The organism is Lachnoanaerobaculum gingivalis (assembly GCF_003862475.1).
Lineage (GTDB): Bacteria > Bacillota > Clostridia > Lachnospirales > Lachnospiraceae > Lachnoanaerobaculum > Lachnoanaerobaculum gingivalis.
Genome location: NZ_RRCO01000001.1, coordinates 69392 through 94357, shown reverse-complemented (window position 1 = coordinate 94357; position 24966 = coordinate 69392). Strand labels below are relative to the sequence as shown.

Annotated in this window: 25 protein-coding genes; 16 read left to right on the top strand and 9 right to left on the bottom strand. The window is 36.7% G+C overall.

What is annotated here, in order from left to right; genetic code table 11:
* Window positions 1–2: 2 nt before the first annotated feature.
* Window positions 3–662, top strand: a complete 660-nt coding sequence (locus tag EHV10_RS00440) for an HAD family hydrolase (RefSeq protein ID WP_128672916.1) — start codon at window positions 3–5, stop codon at window positions 660–662.
* 34 nt (window positions 663–696) lie between these two features.
* Here EHV10_RS00440 and EHV10_RS00435 read toward each other — a convergent pair whose 3' ends face one another.
* Window positions 697–1587 carry a LysR family transcriptional regulator gene (locus EHV10_RS00435; RefSeq protein ID WP_128672915.1) on the bottom strand — a complete coding sequence of 297 codons (891 nt, stop codon included), beginning with the start codon at window positions 1585–1587 and terminating at the stop codon, window positions 697–699.
* A gap of 154 nt (window positions 1588–1741) precedes the next feature.
* Here EHV10_RS00435 and leuC point away from each other — a divergent pair, with 154 nt between their 5' ends.
* Both leuC and leuD read left to right on the top strand, forming a co-directional pair.
* Window positions 1742–2998, top strand: a complete 1257-nt coding sequence (leuC, locus tag EHV10_RS00430) for a 3-isopropylmalate dehydratase large subunit (protein WP_128672914.1) — start codon at window positions 1742–1744, stop codon at window positions 2996–2998.
* 16 nt (window positions 2999–3014) lie between these two features.
* Window positions 3015–3506, top strand: coding sequence for a 3-isopropylmalate dehydratase small subunit (leuD, locus tag EHV10_RS00425; RefSeq protein WP_128672913.1), 492 nt, complete (start codon window positions 3015–3017; stop codon window positions 3504–3506).
* Between the two features lie 31 nt (window positions 3507–3537).
* Here leuD and EHV10_RS00420 read toward each other — a convergent pair whose 3' ends face one another.
* The gene (locus EHV10_RS00420; protein WP_128672912.1) at window positions 3538–4764 is read right to left on the bottom strand and encodes an argininosuccinate synthase; all 1227 of its coding nucleotides are present in this window, start codon (window positions 4762–4764) and stop codon (window positions 3538–3540) included.
* 247 nt (window positions 4765–5011) lie between these two features.
* On the opposite strand from EHV10_RS00420, the gene cysK reads away from it, so the two are divergent.
* From cysK to EHV10_RS00400, 4 genes are all read left to right on the top strand, one after another.
* Window positions 5012–5944 carry a cysteine synthase A gene (gene cysK / locus EHV10_RS00415; RefSeq protein ID WP_128672911.1) on the top strand — a complete coding sequence of 311 codons (933 nt, stop codon included), beginning with the start codon at window positions 5012–5014 and terminating at the stop codon, window positions 5942–5944.
* A 141-nt stretch (window positions 5945–6085) separates the two neighbouring features.
* Entirely contained in the window at window positions 6086–7777 is a 1692-nt protein-coding gene (locus EHV10_RS00410; RefSeq protein ID WP_128672910.1) for a glutamine--tRNA ligase/YqeY domain fusion protein, read from the top strand.
* A complete protein-coding gene (gene pdxR, locus EHV10_RS00405) occupies window positions 7777–9162 on the top strand; it encodes a MocR-like pyridoxine biosynthesis transcription factor PdxR (RefSeq protein ID WP_128672909.1) in 1386 nt (461 codons plus the stop codon). Before EHV10_RS00410 ends, pdxR begins: the two co-directional genes overlap by 1 nt.
* Window positions 9163–9185: 23 nt before the next feature.
* A complete protein-coding gene (locus EHV10_RS00400) occupies window positions 9186–9386 on the top strand; it encodes a DUF1858 domain-containing protein (protein ID WP_007592737.1) in 201 nt (66 codons plus the stop codon).
* Between the two features lie 61 nt (window positions 9387–9447).
* On the opposite strand, the gene EHV10_RS00395 is transcribed toward EHV10_RS00400, so the two are convergent.
* From EHV10_RS00395 to asnS, 5 genes are read right to left on the bottom strand one after another with little or no spacing between them, the layout of a single operon-like run.
* Window positions 9448–10140, bottom strand: coding sequence for an LrgB family protein (locus tag EHV10_RS00395; protein WP_128672908.1), 693 nt, complete (start codon window positions 10138–10140; stop codon window positions 9448–9450).
* Window positions 10141–10509 carry a CidA/LrgA family protein gene (locus tag EHV10_RS00390; RefSeq protein ID WP_128672907.1) on the bottom strand — a complete coding sequence of 123 codons (369 nt, stop codon included), beginning with the start codon at window positions 10507–10509 and terminating at the stop codon, window positions 10141–10143.
* 7 nt (window positions 10510–10516) lie between these two features.
* Window positions 10517–12382, bottom strand: coding sequence for an ATP-binding protein (locus EHV10_RS00385; protein WP_128672906.1), 1866 nt, complete (start codon window positions 12380–12382; stop codon window positions 10517–10519).
* Window positions 12379–13455, bottom strand: a complete 1077-nt coding sequence (locus tag EHV10_RS00380; protein ID WP_128672905.1) for a metallophosphoesterase family protein — start codon at window positions 13453–13455, stop codon at window positions 12379–12381. Before EHV10_RS00380 ends, EHV10_RS00385 begins: the two co-directional genes overlap by 4 nt.
* A 25-nt stretch (window positions 13456–13480) precedes the next feature.
* A complete protein-coding gene (gene asnS, locus EHV10_RS00375) occupies window positions 13481–14872 on the bottom strand; it encodes an asparagine--tRNA ligase (RefSeq protein WP_128672904.1) in 1392 nt (463 codons plus the stop codon).
* A gap of 343 nt (window positions 14873–15215) precedes the next feature.
* On the opposite strand from asnS, the gene EHV10_RS00370 reads away from it, so the two are divergent.
* The 6 genes from EHV10_RS00370 to dnaB all read left to right on the top strand — a co-directional run bounded on the left by EHV10_RS00370 (window position 15216) and on the right by dnaB (window position 21918).
* Window positions 15216–16490: a glucose-1-phosphate adenylyltransferase gene (locus EHV10_RS00370; protein WP_128672902.1), complete on the top strand. Its 1275-nt coding sequence runs from the start codon at window positions 15216–15218 to the stop codon at window positions 16488–16490.
* Window positions 16487–17608, top strand: coding sequence for a glucose-1-phosphate adenylyltransferase subunit GlgD (gene glgD, locus EHV10_RS00365; RefSeq protein WP_007592716.1), 1122 nt, complete (start codon window positions 16487–16489; stop codon window positions 17606–17608). The genes EHV10_RS00370 and glgD overlap by 4 nt, the downstream gene beginning before the upstream one ends.
* Before the next feature lie 25 nt (window positions 17609–17633).
* Window positions 17634–17915, top strand: a complete 282-nt coding sequence (gene spoVG / locus EHV10_RS00360) for a septation regulator SpoVG (protein WP_007592713.1) — start codon at window positions 17634–17636, stop codon at window positions 17913–17915.
* A 231-nt stretch (window positions 17916–18146) separates the two neighbouring features.
* Entirely contained in the window at window positions 18147–20141 is a 1995-nt protein-coding gene (locus EHV10_RS00355; protein WP_128672900.1) for a DHH family phosphoesterase, read from the top strand.
* Window positions 20141–20587, top strand: a complete 447-nt coding sequence (gene rplI, locus EHV10_RS00350; RefSeq protein ID WP_128672897.1) for a 50S ribosomal protein L9 — start codon at window positions 20141–20143, stop codon at window positions 20585–20587. Before EHV10_RS00355 ends, rplI begins: the two co-directional genes overlap by 1 nt.
* Window positions 20587–21918 carry a replicative DNA helicase gene (gene dnaB, locus EHV10_RS00345; RefSeq protein WP_128672895.1) on the top strand — a complete coding sequence of 444 codons (1332 nt, stop codon included), beginning with the start codon at window positions 20587–20589 and terminating at the stop codon, window positions 21916–21918. Before rplI ends, dnaB begins: the two co-directional genes overlap by 1 nt.
* Window positions 21919–22021: 103 nt before the next feature.
* Here the strand turns inward: dnaB and EHV10_RS00340 are convergent, their stop codons facing one another.
* Window positions 22022–22189, bottom strand: coding sequence for a DUF362 domain-containing protein (locus tag EHV10_RS00340; RefSeq protein WP_007592708.1), 168 nt, complete (start codon window positions 22187–22189; stop codon window positions 22022–22024).
* Between the two features lie 244 nt (window positions 22190–22433).
* Here EHV10_RS00340 and EHV10_RS00335 point away from each other — a divergent pair, with 244 nt between their 5' ends.
* From EHV10_RS00335 to hslO, 3 genes are read left to right on the top strand one after another with little or no spacing between them, the layout of a single operon-like run.
* Window positions 22434–22937: an SEC-C metal-binding domain-containing protein gene (locus EHV10_RS00335; protein WP_128672893.1), complete on the top strand. Its 504-nt coding sequence runs from the start codon at window positions 22434–22436 to the stop codon at window positions 22935–22937.
* Between the two features lie 57 nt (window positions 22938–22994).
* Window positions 22995–23747 (top strand): class I SAM-dependent DNA methyltransferase, encoded by a 753-nt coding sequence (locus EHV10_RS00330; RefSeq protein WP_128672891.1) that lies wholly within the window; start codon window positions 22995–22997, stop codon window positions 23745–23747.
* Window positions 23748–24632: an Hsp33 family molecular chaperone HslO gene (gene hslO / locus EHV10_RS00325; RefSeq protein WP_128672889.1), complete on the top strand. Its 885-nt coding sequence runs from the start codon at window positions 23748–23750 to the stop codon at window positions 24630–24632.
* Window positions 24633–24699: 67 nt separating this feature from the next.
* Here hslO and EHV10_RS00320 read toward each other — a convergent pair whose 3' ends face one another.
* On the bottom strand, window positions 24700–24903 hold the full coding sequence (locus EHV10_RS00320; protein WP_007592698.1) for a cold-shock protein: 204 nt from the start codon (window positions 24901–24903) through the stop codon (window positions 24700–24702).
* Window positions 24904–24966: the final 63 nt, after the last annotated feature.

Genomic DNA, 24966 nt, shown 5'->3' with positions numbered 1-24966 from the left:
TAATGATAAAGGCTGTTATTTTTGATTTGGACGGTACATTGCTTAATACATTAAATGCTCTGTCTTTTTGTATAAGTAAAACAATGAAACATTTCGGGTTGAAAGAAATAGATATAGAGCATACAAGATATTTTGTCGGAGAGGGTGCAAAGAAGTTCGTGGACAGAGCACTGATATACAATGGTGATACGGACTTAAAACTTGCAAATGAAGCTTACAAAGTATATGATGAGATATTTGCTGTGGACTGTTTAAAGGATGTTAAGCCTTATGAAGGTATTACAAAGCTTCTTGATTCTTTAAAAGCAATGGGAATAAAGTCTGTGGTATTATCAAATAAATCACAACTTGGTGTGGAGAAAAATATAAACGAGATTTTCGGGGCAGGAGTATTTGATTTGATATATGGAGAGAGGGCCGGTATTCCAAAAAAACCCGATCCCACTTCTTTAAATATGATAATAGAGGAGCTTGGTCTCTCTAAACCTGAAATATTATATGTCGGAGATACGGCTACGGATATGCAAACCGCTCTTAGAGCCGGAGTTACAAGCATAGGAGTGCTCTGGGGATTTAGAGATGAGGAGGAGCTTAGAGAAAACAAGGCGGATTATATTATAAATAATCCGAGTGAAATACTTGAAATAATAAAAGAAAGATAAAAAATATTCCGGGTCATATGGCCCGGAATTGCTTTTATGCTTTTAAAATATTTAAAAATTTGCCAAGTGATGGGTTGATATTCTTTTCATCATATAAAAATACAATCTCTCTTTTCGGTATTGTAAGACCTTCAGGCATTTCTATCTCTACCAAAGTACCTTCTTCAAGTTCTTTTTGTATAAACTCCTTTATAACACAGGCGATGCCTATTCCGGTTTTTGCAAATTCTATGAGAAGTTCCATATTGCTTGTTTCAATGGATTGATTGAGCTGAAGTTTGGAATCTTCTATACAATTGTCAATATATTTTCTTGTGGCATTGTTTTTATCCAATAACATTATATTTCCGTCTCTGAAGGGATTGAAATTGTTGTTAAATATATGTTTCAGACTGTTAAGATATGCCGGAGTTGCTACAAACACATCATGTATCTCCATTATATTTATATATGACATATTGTTGATTCTGGCAGGCTTGGCAACAAGACCGATATCAATTTTATTTTCAGAGAGAAGAAAACTTGTTTCATCGGAAGACTGAGTAAAAATACTTACCATGGTATGTGGATTTTCCTTCATGAATTTGTTCAGATACGGAAGTAAAATATATTTACAAAGTGTATTACTTGTCCCGACGGTTATTTTACCTATATTGAATTGTTTTATCTTTGTAAGATGATTTTCGCCTGCTTCTATAGCCGAAAATGCATTCTGCAAATATTCATAAAAAATCTGTCCTTCCGGTGTAAGACTGACACCCTTTGATGTTCTTACAAAAAGTGCAATTTCAAGACCTTCTTCCAATCGAAGGATTGATTTTGATATGGCAGGCTGGCTGATATACAATAGCTTTGCGGCTTTTGATATACTGCCGGCCTTGGCCACCTCAAAAAATATTCTATATTGTGATAAATGCTGTTCCATATTCCTCCGCCTGGTTACATTATATATATTAAAATTATAGTTAATCTGTAACCAATATAACTATATGTAATACTTGATATATTAAATTTATATCGCTATTATATCATTTGATATGTTACAATCAACAGTAATTAAAAGAAAAGAGGAAAAAAATATGGGAATGACAATGACACAGAAGATTTTGGCTGCCCATGCAGGACTGGACTTCGTAGAAGCAGGACAGCTTATAGAGGCTGACTTGGATCTTGTGCTTGGAAATGATATCACATCACCTGTTGCAATTAATGAGATAAAGAAGTTTGAAAATAAAAAAGTATTTAATGGTGAGAAGATAGCGCTGGTAATGGACCATTTTGCTCCGAATAAGGATATTAAATCCGCTCAGAACTGTAAGACATGTAGAGATTTTGCAGATGAGAATGAGATAGTTAATTTCTTTGATGTCGGAAGAATGGGAATTGAACATGCACTTTTACCCGAGCAGGGACTTACTGTGGCAGGTGACTGTATAATAGGTGCGGATTCTCACACATGTACTTATGGTGCGCTTGGAGCATTCTCAACCGGTGTAGGTTCTACAGATATGGCTGCCGGAATGGTTACAGGTAAAGCATGGTTTAAAGTACCCAGTGCTATAAAGTTTAATTTAAAGGGCAAGCTCTCAAAAGATGTATGCGGTAAGGATGTAATTCTTTATATTATCGGAAAGATAGGTGTAGACGGTGCACTTTATAAATCAATGGAGTTTGCAGGTGAGGGTGTTGCATCCCTATCTATGGATGACAGATTTACTATCTGTAATATGGCAATCGAGGCAGGTGGAAAAAACGGTATTTTCCCGGTAGATGATATAACTTTGGATTATATCAAGGAGCATTCAAACAGAAGTCCTAAGATTTTTGAAGCTGATGAGGATGCTGTATATGATGAGGTTATCGACATTGATTTGTCCGCATTAAGACCTACAGTTGCATTCCCGCATTTACCTGAAAATACAAAGGTAATCGGTGAATTCGGTGATATAAAGATTGATCAGGCGGTAATCGGTTCATGTACAAACGGACATATTTCAGACCTTAGAAGTGCTGCTGCACAGATGAAGGATAAGAAGGTTGCAAAGAATGTAAGATGTATTGTAATTCCTGCAACACAGGAGATTTACAAGCAGGCCATAAAAGAAGGACTGGTAGATATTTTCATAGATGCCGGTGCAATAGTTTCAACTCCTACATGCGGTCCTTGTCTTGGTGGATACATGGGAGTTTTGGCGGCAGGTGAGAGATGTATATCCACTACCAACAGAAACTTTATCGGAAGAATGGGACATGTTGAATCAGAGGTGTATCTTGCTTCTCCTGCAGTGGCTGCAGCCAGTGCGATAGCAGGAAAAATAGTGGCACCTACAGTATAAAGATCGGGAGGTTAATATGGAAGCAAGAGGACATGTATTTAAATACGGTGAAAATGTAGACACCGATGTTATAATTCCTGCAAGATATCTTAATGCCACAACAGGTGAAGAGCTTGCAAAGCATTGTATGGAAGATATTGATAAGGAATTTGTGAATAAGGTTCAAAAGGGAGATATCATTGTAGCAAGAAAGAATTTTGGCTGCGGTTCATCCAGAGAGCATGCACCGCTCGCAATCAAGGCAAGCGGAGTAAGTGTGGTAATTGCAGATACATTTGCAAGAATTTTTTACAGAAATGCTATAAATATAGGTTTGCCTATTATTGAAAGCCCTGAGGCTGCAGCAGAGATAAATGCAGGTGATGAAGTCAAGGTAGACTTTGATACCGGACTTATTACAAATATTACAACAGGTAAGACCTATAAAGGTCAGGCTTTCCCTGAGTTTATGCAAAATATCATAAATGCAGGCGGACTTGTAAACTATGTAAATAATAAAAATAAATAAAATTAAGGGGCTGATTTTAGCCCCTTTAGTTTTATATTTCTTTATTAACTTCAGCCATCTTCATAGCCCTTACCTTTAGAGGCAGACCGAATAGTGTGATAAATCCGTCAGCATCGTGGTGGTCATATAAATCACCTGTAGTAAATGATGCAAGTGACTCTGAATAGAGTGAGTATGGTGATGTTGTACCGGCCTTTATAATATTTCCCTTATAGAGTTTAAGTTTAACTTCACCTGTTACATACTGTTGTGTAGACTCTACAAAGCTTTGAATAGCTTCACGAAGAGGTGTAAACCATTTTCCTTCATAAACTATCTGTGCAAATTTATTTCCCATATCTTTTTTCACTTCAAAAGTGGCCCTGTCAAGTACAAGCTCCTCAAGTGCGTCATGAGCTTCCATAAGTATAGTTCCGCCCGGAGTCTCATAAACACCCCTTGATTTCATACCCACAACACGGTTCTCAACTATATCTATGATACCGATACCGTTGGCACCTCCAAGCTCGTTTAATTTTGTAATAATCTCGGAGACTTTCATTTTCTCACCGTTTAAAGCTACAGGAACACCCGCTTCAAAGCTTAGAGAAATCTCGGTTTCTTTGTCAGGAGCTTTTTGTGGTGTTACGCCAAGCATAAGTACATGCTCATAGTTCGGCTCAAGCGAAGGATCTTCAAGCTCAAGACCCTCATGACTGATATGCCAAAGGTTACGATCACGGCTGTAACTTGAATCGGCTGAGAAAGGTAAGTCAATACCATGTGCCTTACAGTAAGCTATCTCATCCTCACGAGACTGCATTTTCCAAATATCAGTCATACGCCAAGGCGCGATAATTTTAAGATCGGGTGCAAGAGCCTTGATGCCGAGCTCAAATCGTATCTGATCGTTTCCTTTTCCTGTAGCACCGTGACAGATTGCAGATGCACCTTCTTTTCTTGCTACATCCACAAGAGCCTTTGCAATACCGGGCCTTGCCATTGAAGTACCGAGAAGATACTTGTTTTCATATACTGCACCGGCCTGTACACATGGAACAATATAATCATCACAGAATTCATCAATCATATCGATAATGTAGAGTTTTTCCGCACCCGATAATTTGGCACGTTCTTCAAGACCGTCAAGCTCATTTCCCTGACCACAGTCTATGCAGCAGCAAATTACATCATAATTAAAATGTTCCTTTAACCAAGGTATAATAGCGGTGGTATCAAGACCGCCTGAATATGCCAATACAACTTTTTCCTTTGCCATAAAGCCTCCTATGTATAAAAATACGCATAAATATTAAAATATAGCCTATCAAATGTTTAAAGCTATGAAATACATTTATAAATATACATTAAAAAAGAATATTATGCAAGCGTGTTTTTCTTTTTATACAAAGAAAAAATATAAATTTCAAGAAAAATAAAAAATTGCTTGACAAAGCAAAATAAATAGATTATTATAAACCTATAAAACAAGTAGGAAAACAGGAATACAGAAAACGGAGGTTTGTATGTCTAGAGTTTATAAGAGCAGTAGTGAGTTAATCGGTAATACACCATTAGTAGAGGTTTCAAATATTGAAAAGGAGCTTGGACTTAAAGCAAGAGTTTTGGTAAAGCTTGAGTATCTCAATCCGGCAGGTTCAGTAAAGGACAGAATAGCACTTGCTATGATAGAGGCGGCAGAAAAGGAAGGAAAATTAAAGCCGGGTTCTACCATTATAGAGGCTACATCAGGTAATACAGGAATCGGACTTGCATCAGTAGGTACAGCAAAGGGATATAAGGTTATTCTTACAATGCCTGAGACAATGAGCGTTGAGAGAAGAAATATCCTTAAGGCATATGGAGCTACTATAGAGCTTACAGAAGGATCAAAGGGAATGAAGGGTTCTATTGCAAAAGCTGAGGAGCTTGCGGCAAGCATTGAAGGAAGCTTTATACCTGCACAGTTTGAGAACAAGGCAAATCCTGCAGTTCACAAGGCTACAACAGGTCCTGAGATTTGGAATGATACTGAAGGTGAAGTAGATATCTTTATTTCAGGTATCGGAACAGGCGGTACTATATCAGGTGTCGGTGAGTTCTTAAAGGAGAAGAAGCCAAATGTTAAGGTAATCGCAGTAGAGCCTACAGGTTCTCCAATACTTTCTGAAGGAAAGAGCGGTCCTCATAAGATTCAGGGTATCGGAGCCGGATTTATTCCTAATACACTCAATACAAAGATATATGATGAGATTATCACAGTAGAAAACGAGGAAGCATTTGAGTATGGCAGACTTATAGCATCAAAAGAGGGTATCCTTGTAGGTATATCTTCAGGTGCGGCACTCTTTGCTGCAATTAAGGAGGCTAAAAAGCCTGAGAATGAGGGAAAGACTATAGTTGCTCTTTTACCTGACAGCGGAGACAGATATTTCTCAACACCTTTATTTACAGAATAAAAAATATTTCATACCCTTATTATCAGCAAATGGTAATAGGGGTATTTTTGTAATATTAAGTCTTGTGCGGGATTGCGATAGAGATATATCAATGATATAATAATAGCTTAGTGAATAAACCGATACAGATGGGGGAAACTTATGTCAGAAGAAATTAAAAATACAAATACTGAGACAGTTTCAAAGAATTTTATTGAGATAGAGATAGATAAGGACCTTGAGTCCGGCAGATTTGACCATGTGCAGACCAGATTCCCGCCGGAGCCGAACGGTTACCTGCATATAGGTCATGCAAAGTCAATCATTTTAAATAATGATATTGCAAAAGAGTATGGCGGAAAGTTCAACTTAAGATTTGACGATACAAATCCTACAAAGGAAAAAGAAGAGTTTGTACATTCGATTTTAGAGGATGTAAAGTGGCTTGGAGGAGAGTTTGAGGACAGATTGTTCTTTGCTTCAAACTATTTTGAGGAGATGTATGAGAAGGCGGTTCTTCTTATAAAGAAGGGCAAGGCATTTGTATGCGATTTAAGTGCCGATGAAATCAGAGAGTACAGAGGAGATTTCAAAACTCCGGGAAAGGAAAGTCCATACAGAAACAGATCCGTTGAAGAAAACTTAAAGCTGTTTGAAGATATGAAGAACGGACTTTGTGAGGACGGAAGTCGTGTACTTCGTGCAAAGATTGATATGGCATCACCTAATATCAATATGAGAGACCCGGTAATCTACAGAGTTGCAAGAATGACTCATCACAATACAGGTGATAAGTGGTGTATTTACCCTATGTATGATTTTGCACATCCGATAGAAGATGCCATAGAAAATATTACACACAGTCTTTGTACACTGGAGTTTGAGGATCACAGACCGCTTTATGACTGGGTTGTAAAAGAATGTGAGTATGATCATCCTCCAAGACAGATAGAGTTTGCAAAGCTTTATCTTACAAATGTGGTAACAGGTAAGAGATATATCAAAAAACTTGTAGAGGACGGAATAGTTGACGGATGGGACGATCCGAGACTTGTTTCAATTGCCGCACTCAGAAGAAGAGGTTATACTCCTGAGTCAATAAGAAACTTTGTAAAGCTTGCAGGAGTATCAAAGGCAGATTCTTCTATAGAGTCTGCAATGCTTGAGTATTGTATAAGAGAGGATCTTAAGCTTAAGAAGGCAAGAATAATGGCAATACTTGATCCTATAAAGCTTATAATAGATAATTATCCTGAAGGTCAGTCTGAATTATGTACAATGCCGAATAATCTTGAGAATCCCGATCTTGGAGAAAGAGAAATAGAATTTGGCAGAGAGCTCTATATTGAGAGAGAGGACTTTATGGAAGTGCCTCCAAAGAAGTACTTCAGACTCTTCCCGGGAAATGAAGTAAGACTTATGGGAGCTTACTTTGTAACCTGTACATCTGTGGAAAAGGATGAAAACGGCGAAATTATTGCAGTTCATGCCACATATGATCCTGCGACAAAGTCAGGTTCGGGATTTACAGAGAGAAAGGTAAAAGGAACAATTCATTGGGTAAATGCAAAGACTGCACTTAAGGCTGAAATGAGACTTTATGAGAATATAGTTGATGAGGAAAAGGGTAAGCTTGACGAGAACGGAAATCTGAACCTAAATCCTAATTCATTGACTGTATTAAAGGATTGCTATGTGGAGCCATGTCTTAAGGATGCAAAGGCATATGACAGCTTCCAGTTTGTAAGAAACGGATTCTTCTGTGTTGATGCAAAGGATTCTAAGCCTGATGCATTGGTATTTAACAGAATAGTTTCACTTAAGAGCTCATTCAAGCTTCCTAAGAATGACTGATGCAACTTCTTATAGATTTAAATAGTGATTGCCCGATATATGAGCAAATCTATGAATTTATAAAGAATGAAATAAAAAACGGGCAAATTTTGCCCGATACCAAGCTCCCTTCAACAAGGAGCTTGGCTCAGAGTTTGAAGATATCAAGAACCACTGTGGTCAATGCCTACGAGCAGCTGTTGGCTGAAGGATATTTAAAATCAAGGGGCGGCAGCGGTTATATTGTAAACCGTCTGGATGTTTTAAATATTGAAAGAAAGAAATATAAAAGGGAAGCCAAGAGAGAAGATTTTAAGACGGAAGATGATACTAAGATTGATTTTTCGCCGACAAAGATTGACTCAAAGAGTTTTCCTTACGCATCTTGGAGAAGCATTGCAAGAAAGGTGTTTTCAAGTGAAAAGGAAGATGTTTTTATTGCAGGAGATAAGCAGGGTGAGTTCGGACTTAGAACTCAGATAGCCGATTATCTTCATACTGCAAGAAGAGTGGTGTGTTCTCCTTCAAATATAATAGTAGGAGCAGGGAGCGAGTATTTGATATTGCTTCTTGGATTATTACTTGGGAAAAGAAATATTGCACTTGAAAATCCGGGATACATTAGGGCTAAAGAAATCTTCAAATCAATGTTATGGAATGTACTCAGTGTGGATATGGATGATGAGGGCATAAATATAGATATACTTGAGTCAACAGATGCGGATATATGCTATCTTATGCCTGCAAATCAATATCCTACAGGTGTTATAATGCCTATAAACAGGAGAAGAGAACTTATTTCCTGGTGCTATGAAAAGAGTGACAGATATATAATAGAAGATGATTATGATTCGGAGTTCAGATTTGTAGGTAAGCCTATACCTGCTATGCAGGGGCTTGATCCTTCAAAAATTATATATATGGGAACATTTTCAAAGGCAATAGCACCGGCGATAAGAGTGGCATATATGGTTCTTCCTGAAAAGTTGATGGAAGAATATGAGAGTAAACTAAAATTTCTCTCATGCACGGTTCCAAGGTCCAATCAGAATATTCTTGAAACATTTATAAAGGAAGGATATTTTGAAAGGCATCTGAACAGAATGAGAACCAACTACAGGCTAAAAAGAGATGCTCTTATTGAAAGTATAAGAAATAATCTTTCCGAGGCAAAGGTTTTTGAAAACAACTCGGGACTTCATATTTTACTTACACTGGATCATTTTAGCGAGGGAGAGATAATAAACTTTGGAAAGCTTGCAGGAATCAAACTTTATCCCATATCTGTTTTTTATACAGGCAGAAATATAAGAAAATCTACCGTTTTGGTAGGTTTTGCCGGACTAAGTATTGAAGAGATAAAAAAAGGGATAGAAGATTTCGGCAAAAAGATTTATACTGAATAATAATATATTGTAAAGGAGTAATTATGACAATAAATAAGAATATGACAATCGGTGAACTTTTAATGACAAATGAAATGATTGCACCGATACTTATGAGAACAGGTATGCATTGCCTTGGATGTCCTTCATCACAGATGGAGACTTTGGAAGAGGCTTGCATGGTACATGGGATTGACTGTGATACATTGGTATCACAGATAAATGAAATTTTATCAGTTTCATAAAATAAAGGGAGCTGTAGCTTTAGAGGTTAAAACTTTAAAGCTACAGCTTTTTTTATGTCCACTATATAAGTTTTGCAAAGAATGAAGCAAATATAACCGTAATAATACCTGCAACCGCTATGGATAATGAACTCATAGCACCTTCAGTCTCGCCCATTTCAAGAGCTTTTGAAGTACCTATGGCATGTGCGGATGAGCCAAGACCTATACCCTTTGCAATAGGATTTGTTATATTGAAAATTTTATAAACAATATCAGCCGAAACATTGCCGAAAACGCCTGTTACAATAATTACGGCAGTGGTAATAGTGGATACACCTCCAAGTTCTTCCGAAACTCCGATACCTATTGCTGTAGTTATTGACTTCGGGAGCATGGATACATAATTTTCATGACTCAGACCAAAGAGCAGAGACATTACAAATATTGATATCAAAGATGTTAAAACCCCTGCAATAAGTCCGGACATAATGGCCTTAAAGTTTGACTTTAACAAAGTAAGCTTTGAATATAGCGGTATGGCCAGAGCCACAGTTGCCGGAGTCAATAAAAAGCTGATATATTTTGAACCTTTATAAAAATCTTCAAACTTGATATGAAACATGACAAGTACAAAGATTACTATAATGATGGAAATAAGCAGCGGATTAAAAGCGGCTATTTTTGTCTTTTGCCTTAAGAATACTCCGGCCTGATATGACAGTAAACATAGGAGAACTCCGAAAAATATAGAATTACTTAAAAAAGTACTCATCTATTTGCCCTCCTTTTGCTTTTTATTGTCAAGTTTTATAACTAGTTCGGTTACCTTACCTGATACAACCATTACCAAAACAGTGGAAATTAGAGTCATAATAAGAAGAGGTATAAGTACAGGCTTGAGAGTAGGCCAGATATCAATTAGACCTGCCGAGGCCGGGATGAACATAAGAGGCATTATATCTATTAAAAACATAGATGCACCTTCAACCTGTTCAAGCTTAACTACTTTTAAAACAAGTAATGCAAGCATAATGACAAGTCCATATATGCTTGCAGGTATGGGAAGCGGTAAAATTGCTTTTAACACTTCCCCTAAAAAACTTATAAATAATATGATTAGAAATTGTCTGATAAAACGCATAAACTCCCTACAATTCTATTAGATTGAAATCCTGCATAGTAGCTGTCATTAACTGAGCTTCTCTCATATGACAACTGAATACAATGATTTGTTCCGGCACATTATTGGCAATCCAAAGTAAAGCGGCTCTAAGACGTATCGAATCGTAGTTTACAAAACTGTCGTCAAATATAAAAGGTAATTCTTTAGCGCGTCCCTGCATAAGTCTGCCGGCTGCTATTCTAAGTGCCAGATACACCTGATCCATAGTACCTGAGCTGGCCTGTTCTATAGGAACAAGTCTGTTCGGAGTATTAAGGAATACATTAAAATTCTCGTCAATGGATATAGAATCATACACACCGCCTGTTATACCTTCAATAAGCTCGGAAGCATCCTTATTCAGATACAATCCGAAAGAATTCTTGATAGTCTGTGAGAGATTTTTCAAGGTCTCGGTGGCAAGATCTATAGCATCTATTTCAAAGCGGATTTTATCATTCTCCGCAATGATATTTTTTAATGAAGTATTTGCTTCCTTCATCTGTGCAAGCTTTTCCATTAGTTTTTCAAGTTCCCACTCGTTTTGCTTTTTGGCATCAATACCGCTGGCATATGCCGCCTTTTTTGCACGCAGATTTTCTATATCTACGCTCAAAGCCTCACACTTTGCGATATCGGCTTCCATTTCGTCAAAAATTCTCAGCTTTGAACTGAGCGTCTTGTTGGCACGGTGGATATTTTCTTCCGTTATAGAATCAAATGAGCCTACTCTTGCCATTATCGCGATAAGATTTACTTTAAGCTCGGTCAAATGCCTGTTGTCCTTATTATGAATTGTATATACATAACTTGCAAAGATCAAAGATGCAAGACATATAATTATAAAAAGGACCATTGCAAACTGATAACTTATACCTGTAGAGGTTGTAAGAAAATTGTTTTTTCCCGTTTTAAAGATATAACCTGCAAGGATTACACTGACTATCGATAAAACAAGAAATATGGTTGAATAAACCTTATTAATTGATTTCTTCTCATTTTCATAAGCGGAAAGATAATCGTTATATCCTTTATTAAGATCATTTTGCAATTCTATAATAGTCTTTTTATCATTAAAACCGAGATCTGAAAGGTGCTGACGCTTGGATGCAATACTTTCGATTAAGGACTCTTTTTGAGAATTTAAATCAATAATTCTTTTTTCCGTAATGGCATCGGCCTCTTTTAAAGTTTTCAAATGAGTTGAAAATTCCGGAGAGGAGATTTTCTTTTCAAGAGCTCTTATCTCAGTCAAATTCTGGTTGTAGGTCTTTGCCGCATCCGGATCCAAAGAAGCGGTAAACGATTTCTTTTTTTCTTTTAAGAAATCCGATGCTTTATTGATATTTAAAGACATATTACCGGTGGTATTCATATTCGCAATATAGTTTTTAAGCTCTACCACCATTTTGGCGTCAGTTGCGGATTTGAGCTGTGATATACTCACTGTGTTTGAATATGCGGTTTGTGAAAGTCCGCAAAGTGCTTCCTTTAAAAATTCACCTGGATTTTCAACATTCCTTCCGTCGGTTTCATTTACTACGGCAAAAGGGGTTGTTGCGGTCTTTGTAAAATCTCTCTCTATGCGATAGTTTTTGTCATGATAAGAAAAACGCAGGCGTCCGCCATATATATCGCCATTGCCCCAAGGTTTGAACTTGGTCCAGGTATCGCTTTTACTTGCTCTGCCTTTTGCTCTTTCAAGACCGTAAAACATTGCTTCGATAAACATAAATATTGTAGATTTTCCGGCTTCATTGTAGCCGTATACAATATTCATATTATCAGCAAATTGCAAATCTTTATTTTTGAATTTGCCAAAGCCGTCAATATGCAAGCTTAGCAGTTTCATGTTTTCCCCCTTTCATCAGTAGTTCTAAGTAATGCATTAATGCCGTAATAAAGGGCCTTTTTATCAAGTTTACTCATATTAGGCCTGTCAAGTTCACGAATAAAAAATCCTATCATATCTGAAGGATGCTCTGCAAAGAGTTTTGCAAAATCATATTTTGGTTCGGAATCATCTATAATCTCAGCAATTCTAAGTGTTGATGAGAGTGAATCCAAATCAAATTCGATATCCGGATCTCTTAGACCCTTTATTTTAAATCTGTATATATTTTGTTTGCCCTTAATATTAATAGTTTCCGTTAAAGAGGTATGTAACTCCGCATTTGTAGTTTCGGGAGTTACGTTTATTGTAAGTGAGATATATGAAGTATTTGAAATTTTTATAAACTCAAAATCCTTCATGACACGTGTGTTATTATCTATCTCACCATAGAAAATTCCGTGGTCTCCGGTTTCAGTCATATCCAGAGGTTCAGGGGAGCCACAGTAAGCCATATGTCTGTCAAAAAGTACTTCAGGCTTATGTATATGTCCGAGAGCTATATAAGATGAAGAAATCTTGTTTAATTCATTTTTATCAAAAGGCAAATGCGTTGCATCACCGCCATGTAAAAGAAGAATTTTCACTCTGTCATTTTCACGAATGGAAAGTCCGGAAACAATATTTTCCTTAACCTCCCTGTCATGATATGAAAATCCGTAGATTTCCGTGTTTATATCCTGGAAATACACACTGCTGATAGTCGGGGTGGACAAATAAACCACATTTTTTGCCCATGGAAAGCTAAGTATATTATTGTTTTCTCTTAAACAGTCATGATTGCCGGCAATAATAACCACTTTTGTATCCGGTATTGTGGAAAAAAGAAAGTTGACTTCTTTTAAATCACGACTGAAGGGCTGGGAGTGGAAGAGATCGCCTGCAATGAGAAGTAAATCGACTTCTCTTTTCTTTGCAACATCAATAATCTTTTGAAGCGAAGATTTTACCGCATCGGCTCTTTCCTTACCCCAAGGTCTATTTGAATCAGGCTTCATACCATAATGAATATCACCTGTATGTATAAATTTCATATGGCTAAAGTTTACCTCCCTATTATTATAATTCGCAATTTCCTACAGTTCTTGGGAATGGAAGTACATCTCTTATATTTGACATTCCTGTAAGGTACATAACGCATCTCTCAAATCCGAGACCGAAACCTGCATGTCTGGTTGAACCGTATTTTCTAAGATCAAGATAGAATTCATAGTCCTTAGTGTCCATACCAAGCTCTTCTATTCTTGCTAATAGCTTGTTATAGTCATCCTCTCTTTGACTACCGCCCATTATCTCACCTATTCCCGGTACAAGACAGTCCATAGCGGCAACAGTCTTTTTATCTTCATTTTCCTTCATATAGAATGCCTTGATTGCCTTTGGATAATCTGTAACAAATATAGGCTTCTTAAATACCTGCTCAGTGAGGTAACGCTCATGCTCTGTTTGAAGGTCACATCCCCATGAAACTTTGTACTCGAAGTTTTCATTATTCTTTTCAAGTATTTCAATGGCCTCGGTATATGTAATTCTGCCGAAGTCCGACTCTACAACATTCTTAAGTCTGTCCAAAAGTCCCTTGTCTACAAACTGATTGAAGAATTCAAGCTCAGGAGCGGCATTTTCAAGTACATAGTTTATTATATATTTGAGCATGCTTTCGGCAAGATCCATATTGTCGTTTAAATCACCGAAGGCAAACTCGGGCTCAATCATCCAAAACTCGGCGGCATGTCTGGTCGTATTTGAATTTTCGGCTCTGAAAGTAGGTCCGAATGTGTAAATATCTCTGAATGCCATGGCAAAAGTTTCACCGTTTAACTGTCCTGAAACTGTAAGGTTTGTCTCCTTGCCGAAGAAATCCTTGGAATAATCAATGCTGCCGTCATCTTTGAGAGGTGGATTTTGTGGATCGATTGTTGTAACTCTAAACATCTCACCTGCACCCTCGGCATCACTTCCTGTAATGATTGGAGTATGTACATACACAAAATCTCTTTCCTGAAAGAACTTATGTATAGCATAGGCAATAAGAGATCTCACTCTGAATACCGCCTGGAATGTATTTGTTCTTGGGCGTAAGTGAGAGATTGTTCTCAAATACTCAAGAGTATGTCTTTTCTTTTGCAGAGGATAATCGGAACTTGATTCACCTTCAATATCAATATGTGTAGCCTGAATTTCAAAAGGTTGCTTTGCACCCGGTGTTGCTACAAGTGTGCCCTTTATAATAAGTGCGGCACCGACATTAATCTTTGTCAATCTATTAAAATCAGGCAGACTGTCATTGTATACAACCTGAATCTGCTCAAAATAACTTCCGTCACTTATAACAAGAAAGCCGAAAGACTTTGAATCTCTGTTGCTTCTTACCCATCCTCCTATTGTGATTTCAGTATCAATATACTTTGCTGTGTTTTTGTATATTTCTCTTACTGTTGTCAGCTTCATTAGATTTCCTCCTTAATACCGTTTAGGCATAAATTTAGTAACATCTAATTATAGCATACATTTAATTGTTTGGACAACTTAAGAACAAATAATATTTTACGTTTTATGCAATATTTGGGCTCTAGTGAAAATAACTAAAAATATAGATAAAACTTTGTGCAATTTTTAATGTAATATAGTAAATGTTATTAATTGTATCGTGATTATTTAAGGCAGATATTAAATTTCATCAAAACATAGAAAAAAATGCGTTAAAATAAAATCTTTTATTCACAATCAAGTATATTTGTGCTATAATTCAAGTGTAAACATAAGGAAATAGCATTAGCAACGAGGTGTGTACATGATTAAAAAGGAAATGATAGCTATGCTGTTGGCGGGAGGACAAGGCAGTCGCCTTGGGGTGCTGACACATAATGTGGCTAAACCAGCAGTTTCATTTGGCGGTAAGTACAGGATTATAGATTTTCCGTTGAGCAACTGTATCAATTCAAGTGTTGATACGGTTGGAGTCTTGACTCAGTACCAGCCTCTTAGACTGAACACCCATATAGGAATCGGAATTCCGTGGGATTTGGATAGGAATATGGGAGGGGTCACTGTATTGCCGCCATATGAAAATGCTGCAGGTAGTGACTGGTATTCGGGTACTGCCAATGCAATTTACCAAAATCTTGAGTATATGGAGAGTTACAATCCGGATTATGTTTTGATACTTTCGGGTGATCACATATACAAGATGGACTATGAGGTAATGCTCGATTACCACAAGGCGAACAATGCCGATATAACCATTGCGGCTATGCCTGTTTCGATGGAAGAGGCATCAAGATTTGGAATACTTATAACCGATGAGAGCGGCAGGGTAACGGAGTTTGAAGAAAAACCGAAAGTTCCGAGATCAAACCTTGCATCTATGGGAATTTATATTTTCTCATGGAAAACTCTTAGAGATTCTTTGATTGAATTATCAAATGAGCCCGGATGTGATTTTGGTAAACATATTATTCCGTATGTGTTTAACAAAGGCGGTAGAATTTTCAGTTACGAATTTAACGGATATTGGAAAGATGTAGGTACTTTGCAAACATATTGGGAAGCAAACATGGAGCTTGTTGATATAATACCTGAATTCAACCTGTATGAAGAATACTGGAAGATTTATACCAAAGGCGATATTATTACTCCACAATATATTTCGGAGGCTTCCACCATAAACAAGAGTATTATCGGTGAAGGAGTGGAAGTTTACGGAGAAGTGAACAATTCGGTGATAGGTGCCGGAGTTGTTATTGAAGAGGGTGCGGTGGTTACCGACTCCATAATTATGAAGGGCAGTAAGATAGGCGCAAACTCCAAGGTTACCAAAGCTATTATCGCTGAAAATTCCGAAGTCGGGAAAAATTGCGAGATTGGAGCTTTTGAATTCTGCGAGAGCAGATACGATAAGAAAGTTTACAATTGCGATCTTGCAGTAATCGGGGAAAAAACAACTATCCCTGACGGTGTTGTTATTGGTAAGAATACAGCTATTTTAGGAAAAACAACCATAGATGACTATGTGGATGGCAAACTTTTAAGTGGTGACTTCATTGTAAAGGTAGGTGGCAAGATATGAGAGCAATAGGAATAGTGTTGGCGGGCGGAAACTCAAAAAGAATGAAAGAACTTTCCAACAAGAGGGCTATTGCAGCAATGCCTATCGCCGGAAGTTATAGAAGTATAGATTTTGCACTCAGCAATATGTCAAATTCACATGTGCAAAAAGTGGCTGTATTTACACAGTACAACTCAAGATCGTTGAATGAACATTTAAGTTCATCAAAATGGTGGGATTTTGGAAGAAAACAAGGTGGTTTATTTGTTTTCACACCGACTATTACCGCTGAAAGTTCAGATTGGTATAGAGGTACTGCCGATGCATTGTATCAAAATTTGGTGTTTTTAAAGAGATCTCATGAGCCGTATGTTATTATTAGTGCAGGTGATGGTATTTATAAACTTGACTATAATAAAGTATTGGAGTATCATATTGAAAAGAAAGCAGATATTACTGTAGTATGCAAGAAAGCAAATGATACAGAAGATTTGACTAGATTCGGTATGGTTTCAATAAATGATGACGGTAGAATAGTCAATTTTGAAGAAAAACCGATAGTTACAGATTCTGTAAATATATCCTGCGGGATATACATTATCAGAAGGAGACAACTTATTGAACTGATTGAAAGAAGTATCGCCGAGGACAGGTATGACTTCGTAAAAGATATTTTGATCAGATACAAAAATTTGAAGAGAATATACGCATATAAGATTAATTCTTATTGGAGCAATATAGCTTCGGTAGAATCTTATTATAAGACAAATATGGATTTCTTGAAAAAAGAGGTGAGAGATCATTTCTTTGTAGAATATCCTGGTGTGTATTCTAAGGTTGACGATTTGCCGCCGGCAAAGTATAATCCGGGGGCTAAGGTGTCAAATTCACTTATTGCAAGTGGCTGTATCATAAACGGTACAGTTGAAAACTCAGTTCTTTTTAATAAATCGTATATAGGTAACGGTTGTATAATTAGGAATTCTGTTATTTTGAATGATGTATACATTGGCGATAACACAGTCATTGAAAACTGTATTGTGGAAAGCCGTGATACAATACGTGCAAATTCGACTTATATTGGGACAGCAGAGCAGGTCAGAATAGTAATAGAAAAAAACGAAAGATATACTCTTTAAGGAGATTAAGGGGGGGATTCAAATAATGCAGATTACTGATGTCAGAGTTAGAAGAATTGATAAAGAAGGTAAGATGAAGGCCGTTGTATCGATTACTTTAGATAATGAATTTGTTATTCATGATATTAAAGTTATCGAAGGTGAAAAAGGATTGTTTATAGCTATGCCAAGCAGAATGGCGGCTGACGGTGAATATAGAGATATAGCACATCCTATAAACTCTCAAACCAGAGAGCTTATTTCAGACACGGTCATAGGAAAGTATGAAGCAATGTTGCTTGAAGACGCAGCAGATGTGAATGTATAATTTGGTGAGTGTGAAATTTATATTATGAAAAGTTTTTAAGGGCTGTGAAAACAGCCCTTATTTAAGTTCATTATTTTTAGATAATGATATGGTTTTATAGAATATCGCTAAGCTTGATAGATTATACTTTTCTTGATATAATCATTTAAAACTTTTATAATAAAAGCGATGACATTTTGCTGCATATTATATATGTGGCGGAATACCATTTTTAAAATAATGGAGATGCTAATGAAAAATAAAAAAAATACAAAGGCAATATTAAGGAAAAACTTGTTGTATTCACTTATAGTCTTGGTGTTTTTGCTTGGAATATTGTTTGTTGCACCGGGGAAAGGCTGTGGTGCAATAATTTTTTTACTGGCACTTTTTGGGATAATATATATTATCGGATGGAATATAATGATTTCAAGAAATTTGTCAAATTACATGGTGGAGTATGCCATGGCAAGCGAAAATACGCAGAATATATTTTCACAGGATTTGGATATACCATATGCCTTGATGGATAAAAAAGGTATTGTAGCTTGGAGAAACAGGGCCTTTAATTCGCTTGTACAAAAAGACAGGAAGTCCAAAAAGGATATTCATGCAATGTTTGAAAATATCATGGAAAAGGATATTGAGGAAATTACTGACAAAGCGGATTTTCACGGTGAATATCAGGGTAGAAAATATCGTATAAGGATAACCAGATTATATATTGAGGAGTCTTTCGTATATACGATTTGCCTTTTTGATGAAACCGATTTGGTGGAATTACAAAATAAGAAAGATGATTCTATGCCTGTGGTAGGACTTATCTATATGGATAATTATGATGAGGCCATGGAAAGTGTTGAAGAGGTAAGAAAATCACTTCTTGAAGCGTTGATTGACAGAAAAATAAATCAATATATAAACAGTTTTAACGGTATTGTAAAGAAGCTTGAGAAAGATAAATTTTTCTTTGTTATAAAGAGAGAAAATTTGAACTCGGCGATAGAGGTAAGATTCGATATTTTGGAGGATGTAAAGACTGTAAATATCGGTAATGAAATGAGTATCACACTAAGTATCGGTATCGGCTATGGAAGTGAGAATCTTTCAAGGAACTATGAACTGGCAAGAATGGCTATGGATATGGCGCTTGGAAGAGGAGGAGACCAGGCTGTTGTAAAGACTGAAAAAGAGATAAAATACTTCGGAGGAAAAGCTCAGACTGTTGAAAAGCAGACCAGAGTAAAGGCCAGGGTAAAGGCTCATGCATTCAGAGAATTGCTTGAGAATAAAGATAAAGTAATTATAATGGGGCATAAAATACTTGATATGGATGCCTTCGGAGCTGCGATAGGAATATGGAGGATTGCTACAAGCCTTAATAAAAAAGCTCATATCCTGATGGGGGATGTAAATCCTTCGGCAAGGCCTATGATAGAGAAGTTTAAGACTGTAGAGTATCCGGATGATTTGTTTATTTCCGAGGAAAAGGCTGCAAACAGTATTACAAACGAGTCTTTAGTGGTTGTTGTGGATGTAAACAGACCAAGTATTACAGAGGGACCTTCGCTTTTAAAGAAGGCTAAAAATATTGTGGTATTTGACCACCACAGGCAGAGCTCGGAGATAATTACAAATGCAACATTATCTTATGTGGAGACTTTTGCATCATCGGCATGTGAAATGGTATCTGAGATTGTACAATATATATCTGACGATATTAAGTTGAAAACTGTGGAAGCGGACGCCATGTATGCGGGAATAGTAATAGATACGCAAAACTTTAATGTGCAAACAGGTGTAAGAACATTTGAGGCTGCGGCATTTCTGAAGCGATGCGGTGCTGATGTTACCAGAGTCAGAAAGATGTTTAGAGAAGATGCGATTGATTACCTTGCAAAGGCCGAGGCGATTCACAATGCCGAGATATTTAAGGAGTGCTATGCCATAAGTGAATGTGATTCCGAGAATACGGCATCACCTACTTTGGTATGTGCACAGGCTGCAAATGACCTTTTAAATATAAAGGGTATAAAGGCAAGTTTTGTTTTGACATTATATAATAATATAATATATATCAGTGCAAGATCCATGGATGAAGTAAATGTACAGACAATTATGGAAAAACTTGGTGGAGGCGGACACAGATCCGTTGCCGGAGCACAGATAAAAGAGGGCACAATAGAAGATGCGAAAAAACGTGTGAAAGAAGTGCTTAAAGAAATGGCTGAAAAAGGAGAAATATAATGAAAGTTGTTTTATTGGAAGATGTAAAATCATTGGGAAAAAAAGGTGATATTGTAGAAGTAAGTGAAGGTTATGCAAGAAACTTTATTATACCTAAAAAGAAGGGTGTAGAGGCTAATCAGGAAAATTTAAATACTTTAAAACTTCAAAAGGCAAATGAAGAAAAGATAGCAAAGGAAAAGCTTGAGGCTGCAAAGGAGTTGGCTGCAAAGCTTAATGAGGCAAGTGTATCATTGACAATAAAGGGTGGAAAAGACGGAAGAACTTTCGGTTCCGTATCATCAAAGGAAATAGAAGAGGCTATAAAGAGTCAGCTTGGACTTGAAATAGATAAGAAAAAACTTGTAATTGCGGAGCCTATAAAGACTTTTGGAAACCATGAAGTAAAGGTAAAGTTGCATAAGGATGTCACAGCTGTGTTAAAGGTAAAAGTTGGAGAAGAGTAATGGAAGAAGCTCTGGTTAAGAGAGTGATGCCAAACAGTATAGATGCCGAAAAAGCGGTTTTGGGATCTATGCTGCTTGACAAAGAGGCTGTCGCAAGTGCTATAGAAGTTCTTGATAAAAATGATTTCTACAGCAAGGCATACGGCACTGTATTTGAATGTATGGTTGAACTCTTTAATGAAGGCAAACCTATAGATTTGGTGCTTATTCAAAATAAGCTTGTGGAAAAACAGGTCCCCCCCGATATAACAAGTCTTGATTTTTTCAGAGGGATAATGGACTCGGTTCCGACATCGGCAAATATAAAAAATTACTCTAAAATTGTTAAGGACAAGTCCAATGTCAGAAGGCTTATTAAGATATCTGAGGAAATAGTAAACGATTGTTATGTTGGCGAAAAGGGAGTTGATGAACTTTTTGCAAAGACGGAAAATGAAATATTTAAATTGCTTCAGACCAAAGAAACCAAAGATATAGTACCGATAAATGATGTTGTTTTGAATGTTTTGGATAAAATAGAAGCTGCATCAAAAAACAGTGATACCGTTACAGGCATTCCTACAGGTTTTGTGGATTTGGATTTTAAGACCAGCGGACTTCAGCCTTCAGACCTTGTTTTGGTGGCTGCAAGACCTTCAATGGGCAAGACCGCATTTGTCCTTAATATAGTTCAAAATATTACTATGAAGAAGAAAATTTCATGTATGGTTTTTTCTTTGGAGATGAGTGCCGAGCAGTTGGTAAACAGACTTTTGAGCATGGAGAGTAATGTGGATTCGCAAAAACTGCGTACAGGAAATCTTAATGACAATGATTGGAACAGTTTGATAGAGGGTGCGGTAAGTGTAGGATCTTCCACATTGGCAATTGACGATACTCCGGGTATTTCCATAAATGAATTAAGGTCAAAATGCAGGAAGATGAAGCTTGAAAAAGGGCTTGATATTATTATAATAGATTATTTACAGCTGATGACGGGGAGTGGAAAGGCAAATATAAGCAGACAACAGGAAATCTCCGATATTTCAAGAAGCTTAAAAGCTTTGGCAAGAGAAATGAGAGCGCCTGTTATTGCACTTTCACAGCTTTCAAGAGCCTGTGAGACGAGACCCGATCACAGACCTATGCTTTCAGATTTGAGAGAGTCGGGAGCGATAGAGCAGGATGCCGATGTTGTAATGTTTTTGTACAGAGATGATTATTATAATAAGGACACGGAACATCCGAATGAAGCTGAGGTTATTATTGCAAAACAAAGAAACGGTGCAATAGGAACAATAAATCTGGTTTGGAAACCTGATATAACAAAGTTTGTAAACATGGCGAGATAGGCAACTGTCTCGCTTTTTTATATAGATAAATATTTTTTGGCAGTAAAAAAGACCTGCATGAGCAGGTCGTATGATAAGTATTATCGCTTTGAGCAAGCAATAATTAAGCTATAATAGCATCTGTAGGGCAAACTGAAGCACATGTACCGCAATCGATGCAAGCATCAGCGTCGATATTGAACTGTGTATCTCCCTGTGAAATTGCACTTACAGGACACTCACCTTCACAAGTTCCGCAACTAACGCACTTATCTGTAATTGTATATGCCATTGAAATTTCCTCCTAAAATTTATATGTTTCTCTTACTTGATGATATTCTAATCTATTTAATGTAAAATAACAAGAGCAAATTTGCATGTATTGAATAAAATACAAGTTAGTACGACCTTACTTAATATACAATTTGTACAATGATTTATTTTAATCAGAATATTCTACAATCATGCTATCTTGCTTTTGAACAGGTTTTAGTATATAATACTTAATCAAGTTTAAGAAAAAAGGGGAAGTTACAATGACCTTATTGGAAAATTGGAGAAATAAAGCTTACGGCGATGCAACAGATGACAGGCAAAAAGAAGAGATTTGGAAAAACTACTTTATAGTTGAAAAGGGTATCTATGAGAAAATTTTAAAGAACCCTAAAAATGTTATTAAATGCACTGTAGCTGAATTGGCAACAAAATTTGATACAGATATACAAACAATTACAGGCTTTTTGGACGGTATAAATGATTCACTTAATAAGCCTAATCCTATCGAGGAAATGAAGGAAGATACGGAAATCAGTCTTGATATCGACCTTGAGAAGCTCTATTACAACATGGTGGAGGCTAAAGCGGACTGGCTTTATAACTTACCTGAGTGGGGCAGTCTTTTAGATGAAGAAAAGAGAAAAGAACTCTACAAGGCTCAGAAAAAGAGCGGTACCGTAGTAAAAGAAAAGAAAATCGGCAGAAATGATCCGTGTCCATGCGGAAGCGGAAAGAAATATAAATTCTGCTGTGGAAAGAACTAAATAAGGGTATTGTTTTAGGTGGCGGTTTGACGTCACCTAAAATTTTAAGGAAAAATAATGGAGCAATATACAAATTTTGCAAAAGTATATGATTTGTTCATGGACAATGTTCCCTATGACAAGTGGGTGGAGCAGATAAAGGATATATTATATAAAGAGAATATAAAAGACGGACTGATATGTGATCTGGGTTGCGGTACCGGAGCAATCACAGAAAGGCTTGCAAATCTCGGATATGATATGATAGGTATAGACAATTCATATGATATGCTTGATGTTGCAATGGAGAAAAAATATGCTTCGGGCAATGATATATTATATCTTTGTCAGGATATGAGAGAATTTGAGCTGTACGGTACTGTAAGGGCAATAATATCTCGTTGTGACAGTTTGAATTATATAAGAGAATTATCTGAGCTTAAAGAAGTATTTTCCTGGGTAAACAATTATTTGGATCCTAACGGGCTTTTTATTTTTGATATGAATACTGAATATAAATATCAAAATATACTGGGAGACAATACTTTTGCTGAGGTAAGAGAGCAGGCAAGTTTTATATGGGAAAATACATATGACATTGATAAAAGAATCAATGAATATGATTTGAACCTTTTTATAAGGCTTGAAGATGATAATTACAAAAGGTTTGAAGAAAGACATGTACAAAAAGCTTATACTTTCGATGAAATATTATCTGCGATAGATTCAAGTAATATGGTACTTGAAAAATATATGGATGCGGATACCTATGGGGATATAAGCGAAAATACCGAGCGAATACTTTTTGTAGCCAGAGAGAAGGGAAAGTAAATGAAAGATTATATGGTGAAAGCCACTGCGGCAAACGGATATATAAGAGCTTTTGCTGCAAATACAAAAGATTTGGTTGAGGAAGCCAAAAACGATCACAATACTTCACCGGTGGCGACTGCGGCATTGGGAAGAATGCTTACCGCTGCGGCAATGATGGGAAGTATGATGAAGGGAGAAAAAGATCTTCTTACATTAAAAATCGAGGGCGACGGACCTCTCGGAGGAGTGATTGCAACAGCAAACAATAAAGGTGAAGTAAAGGGATATCCTTTTAATCCTACGGTTATTATTCCACCTAATGCAAAAGGTAAACTTGATGTTGCAGAGGCGATAGGTGTCGGACTTATGAGTGTTATAATGGATACCGGAATGAAGGAACCTTATGTAGGTCAGGTGGCACTTTTATCCGGAGAAATAGCTGAAGATTTGACATATTACTATGCGACAAGTGAACAGACACCTTCAAGTGTCGGACTTGGAGTATTGTTAAATAAAGATAATACAATAAATGCTGCAGGGGGCTTTATTATACAGCTTATGCCACATTGTCCTGATGAGATAATAGATAAGCTTGAAACTAAAATCAATAATCTCAAACCGGTAACCACAATGCTGAGTGAGGGTATGTCTCCAAATGATATACTTAAGGATATTTTGGGAGATATGGATCTTGAATTTAATGAAAGTCTTGACCTTTTCTTTAAATGCAATTGTGATAAGGAGAGAATAGAAAAGGCTCTTATAAGCGTCGGAGAAAAAGAATTGCAGGAAATGATAGATGAGGGCAAGTCTATAGAAGTGAAATGTCATTTTTGTAATAAGGCATATGACTTTAATGTGAATGAGCTTGAGGAAATGCTGAAAAAAGCTACAACAAGATAGTTAAGTTGTATTGAAGAGAAGGCGATAAAAAAGAGCTCTGTAAAGAGCTCTTTAAACATATCTATGATTATCTGACTACTGTAACGTTTACAGCCTGCGGACCCTTAGCACCCTCGGTTAAATCATATTCAACTGAGATTCCCTCATCAAGAGTCTTAAATCCTTCCATGTTTAAATCGGAAAAATGTACGAATACATCACTTCCGCCTTCATCTGAGATGAAACCGTAACCTTTTTGGTTATTAAACCACTTAACTGTACCTCTGTTCATAAATAATGCCTCCAAATAAAAAAGTGTAACTACAGAAAAATTCAAGTGGTAATTTTTATCTGT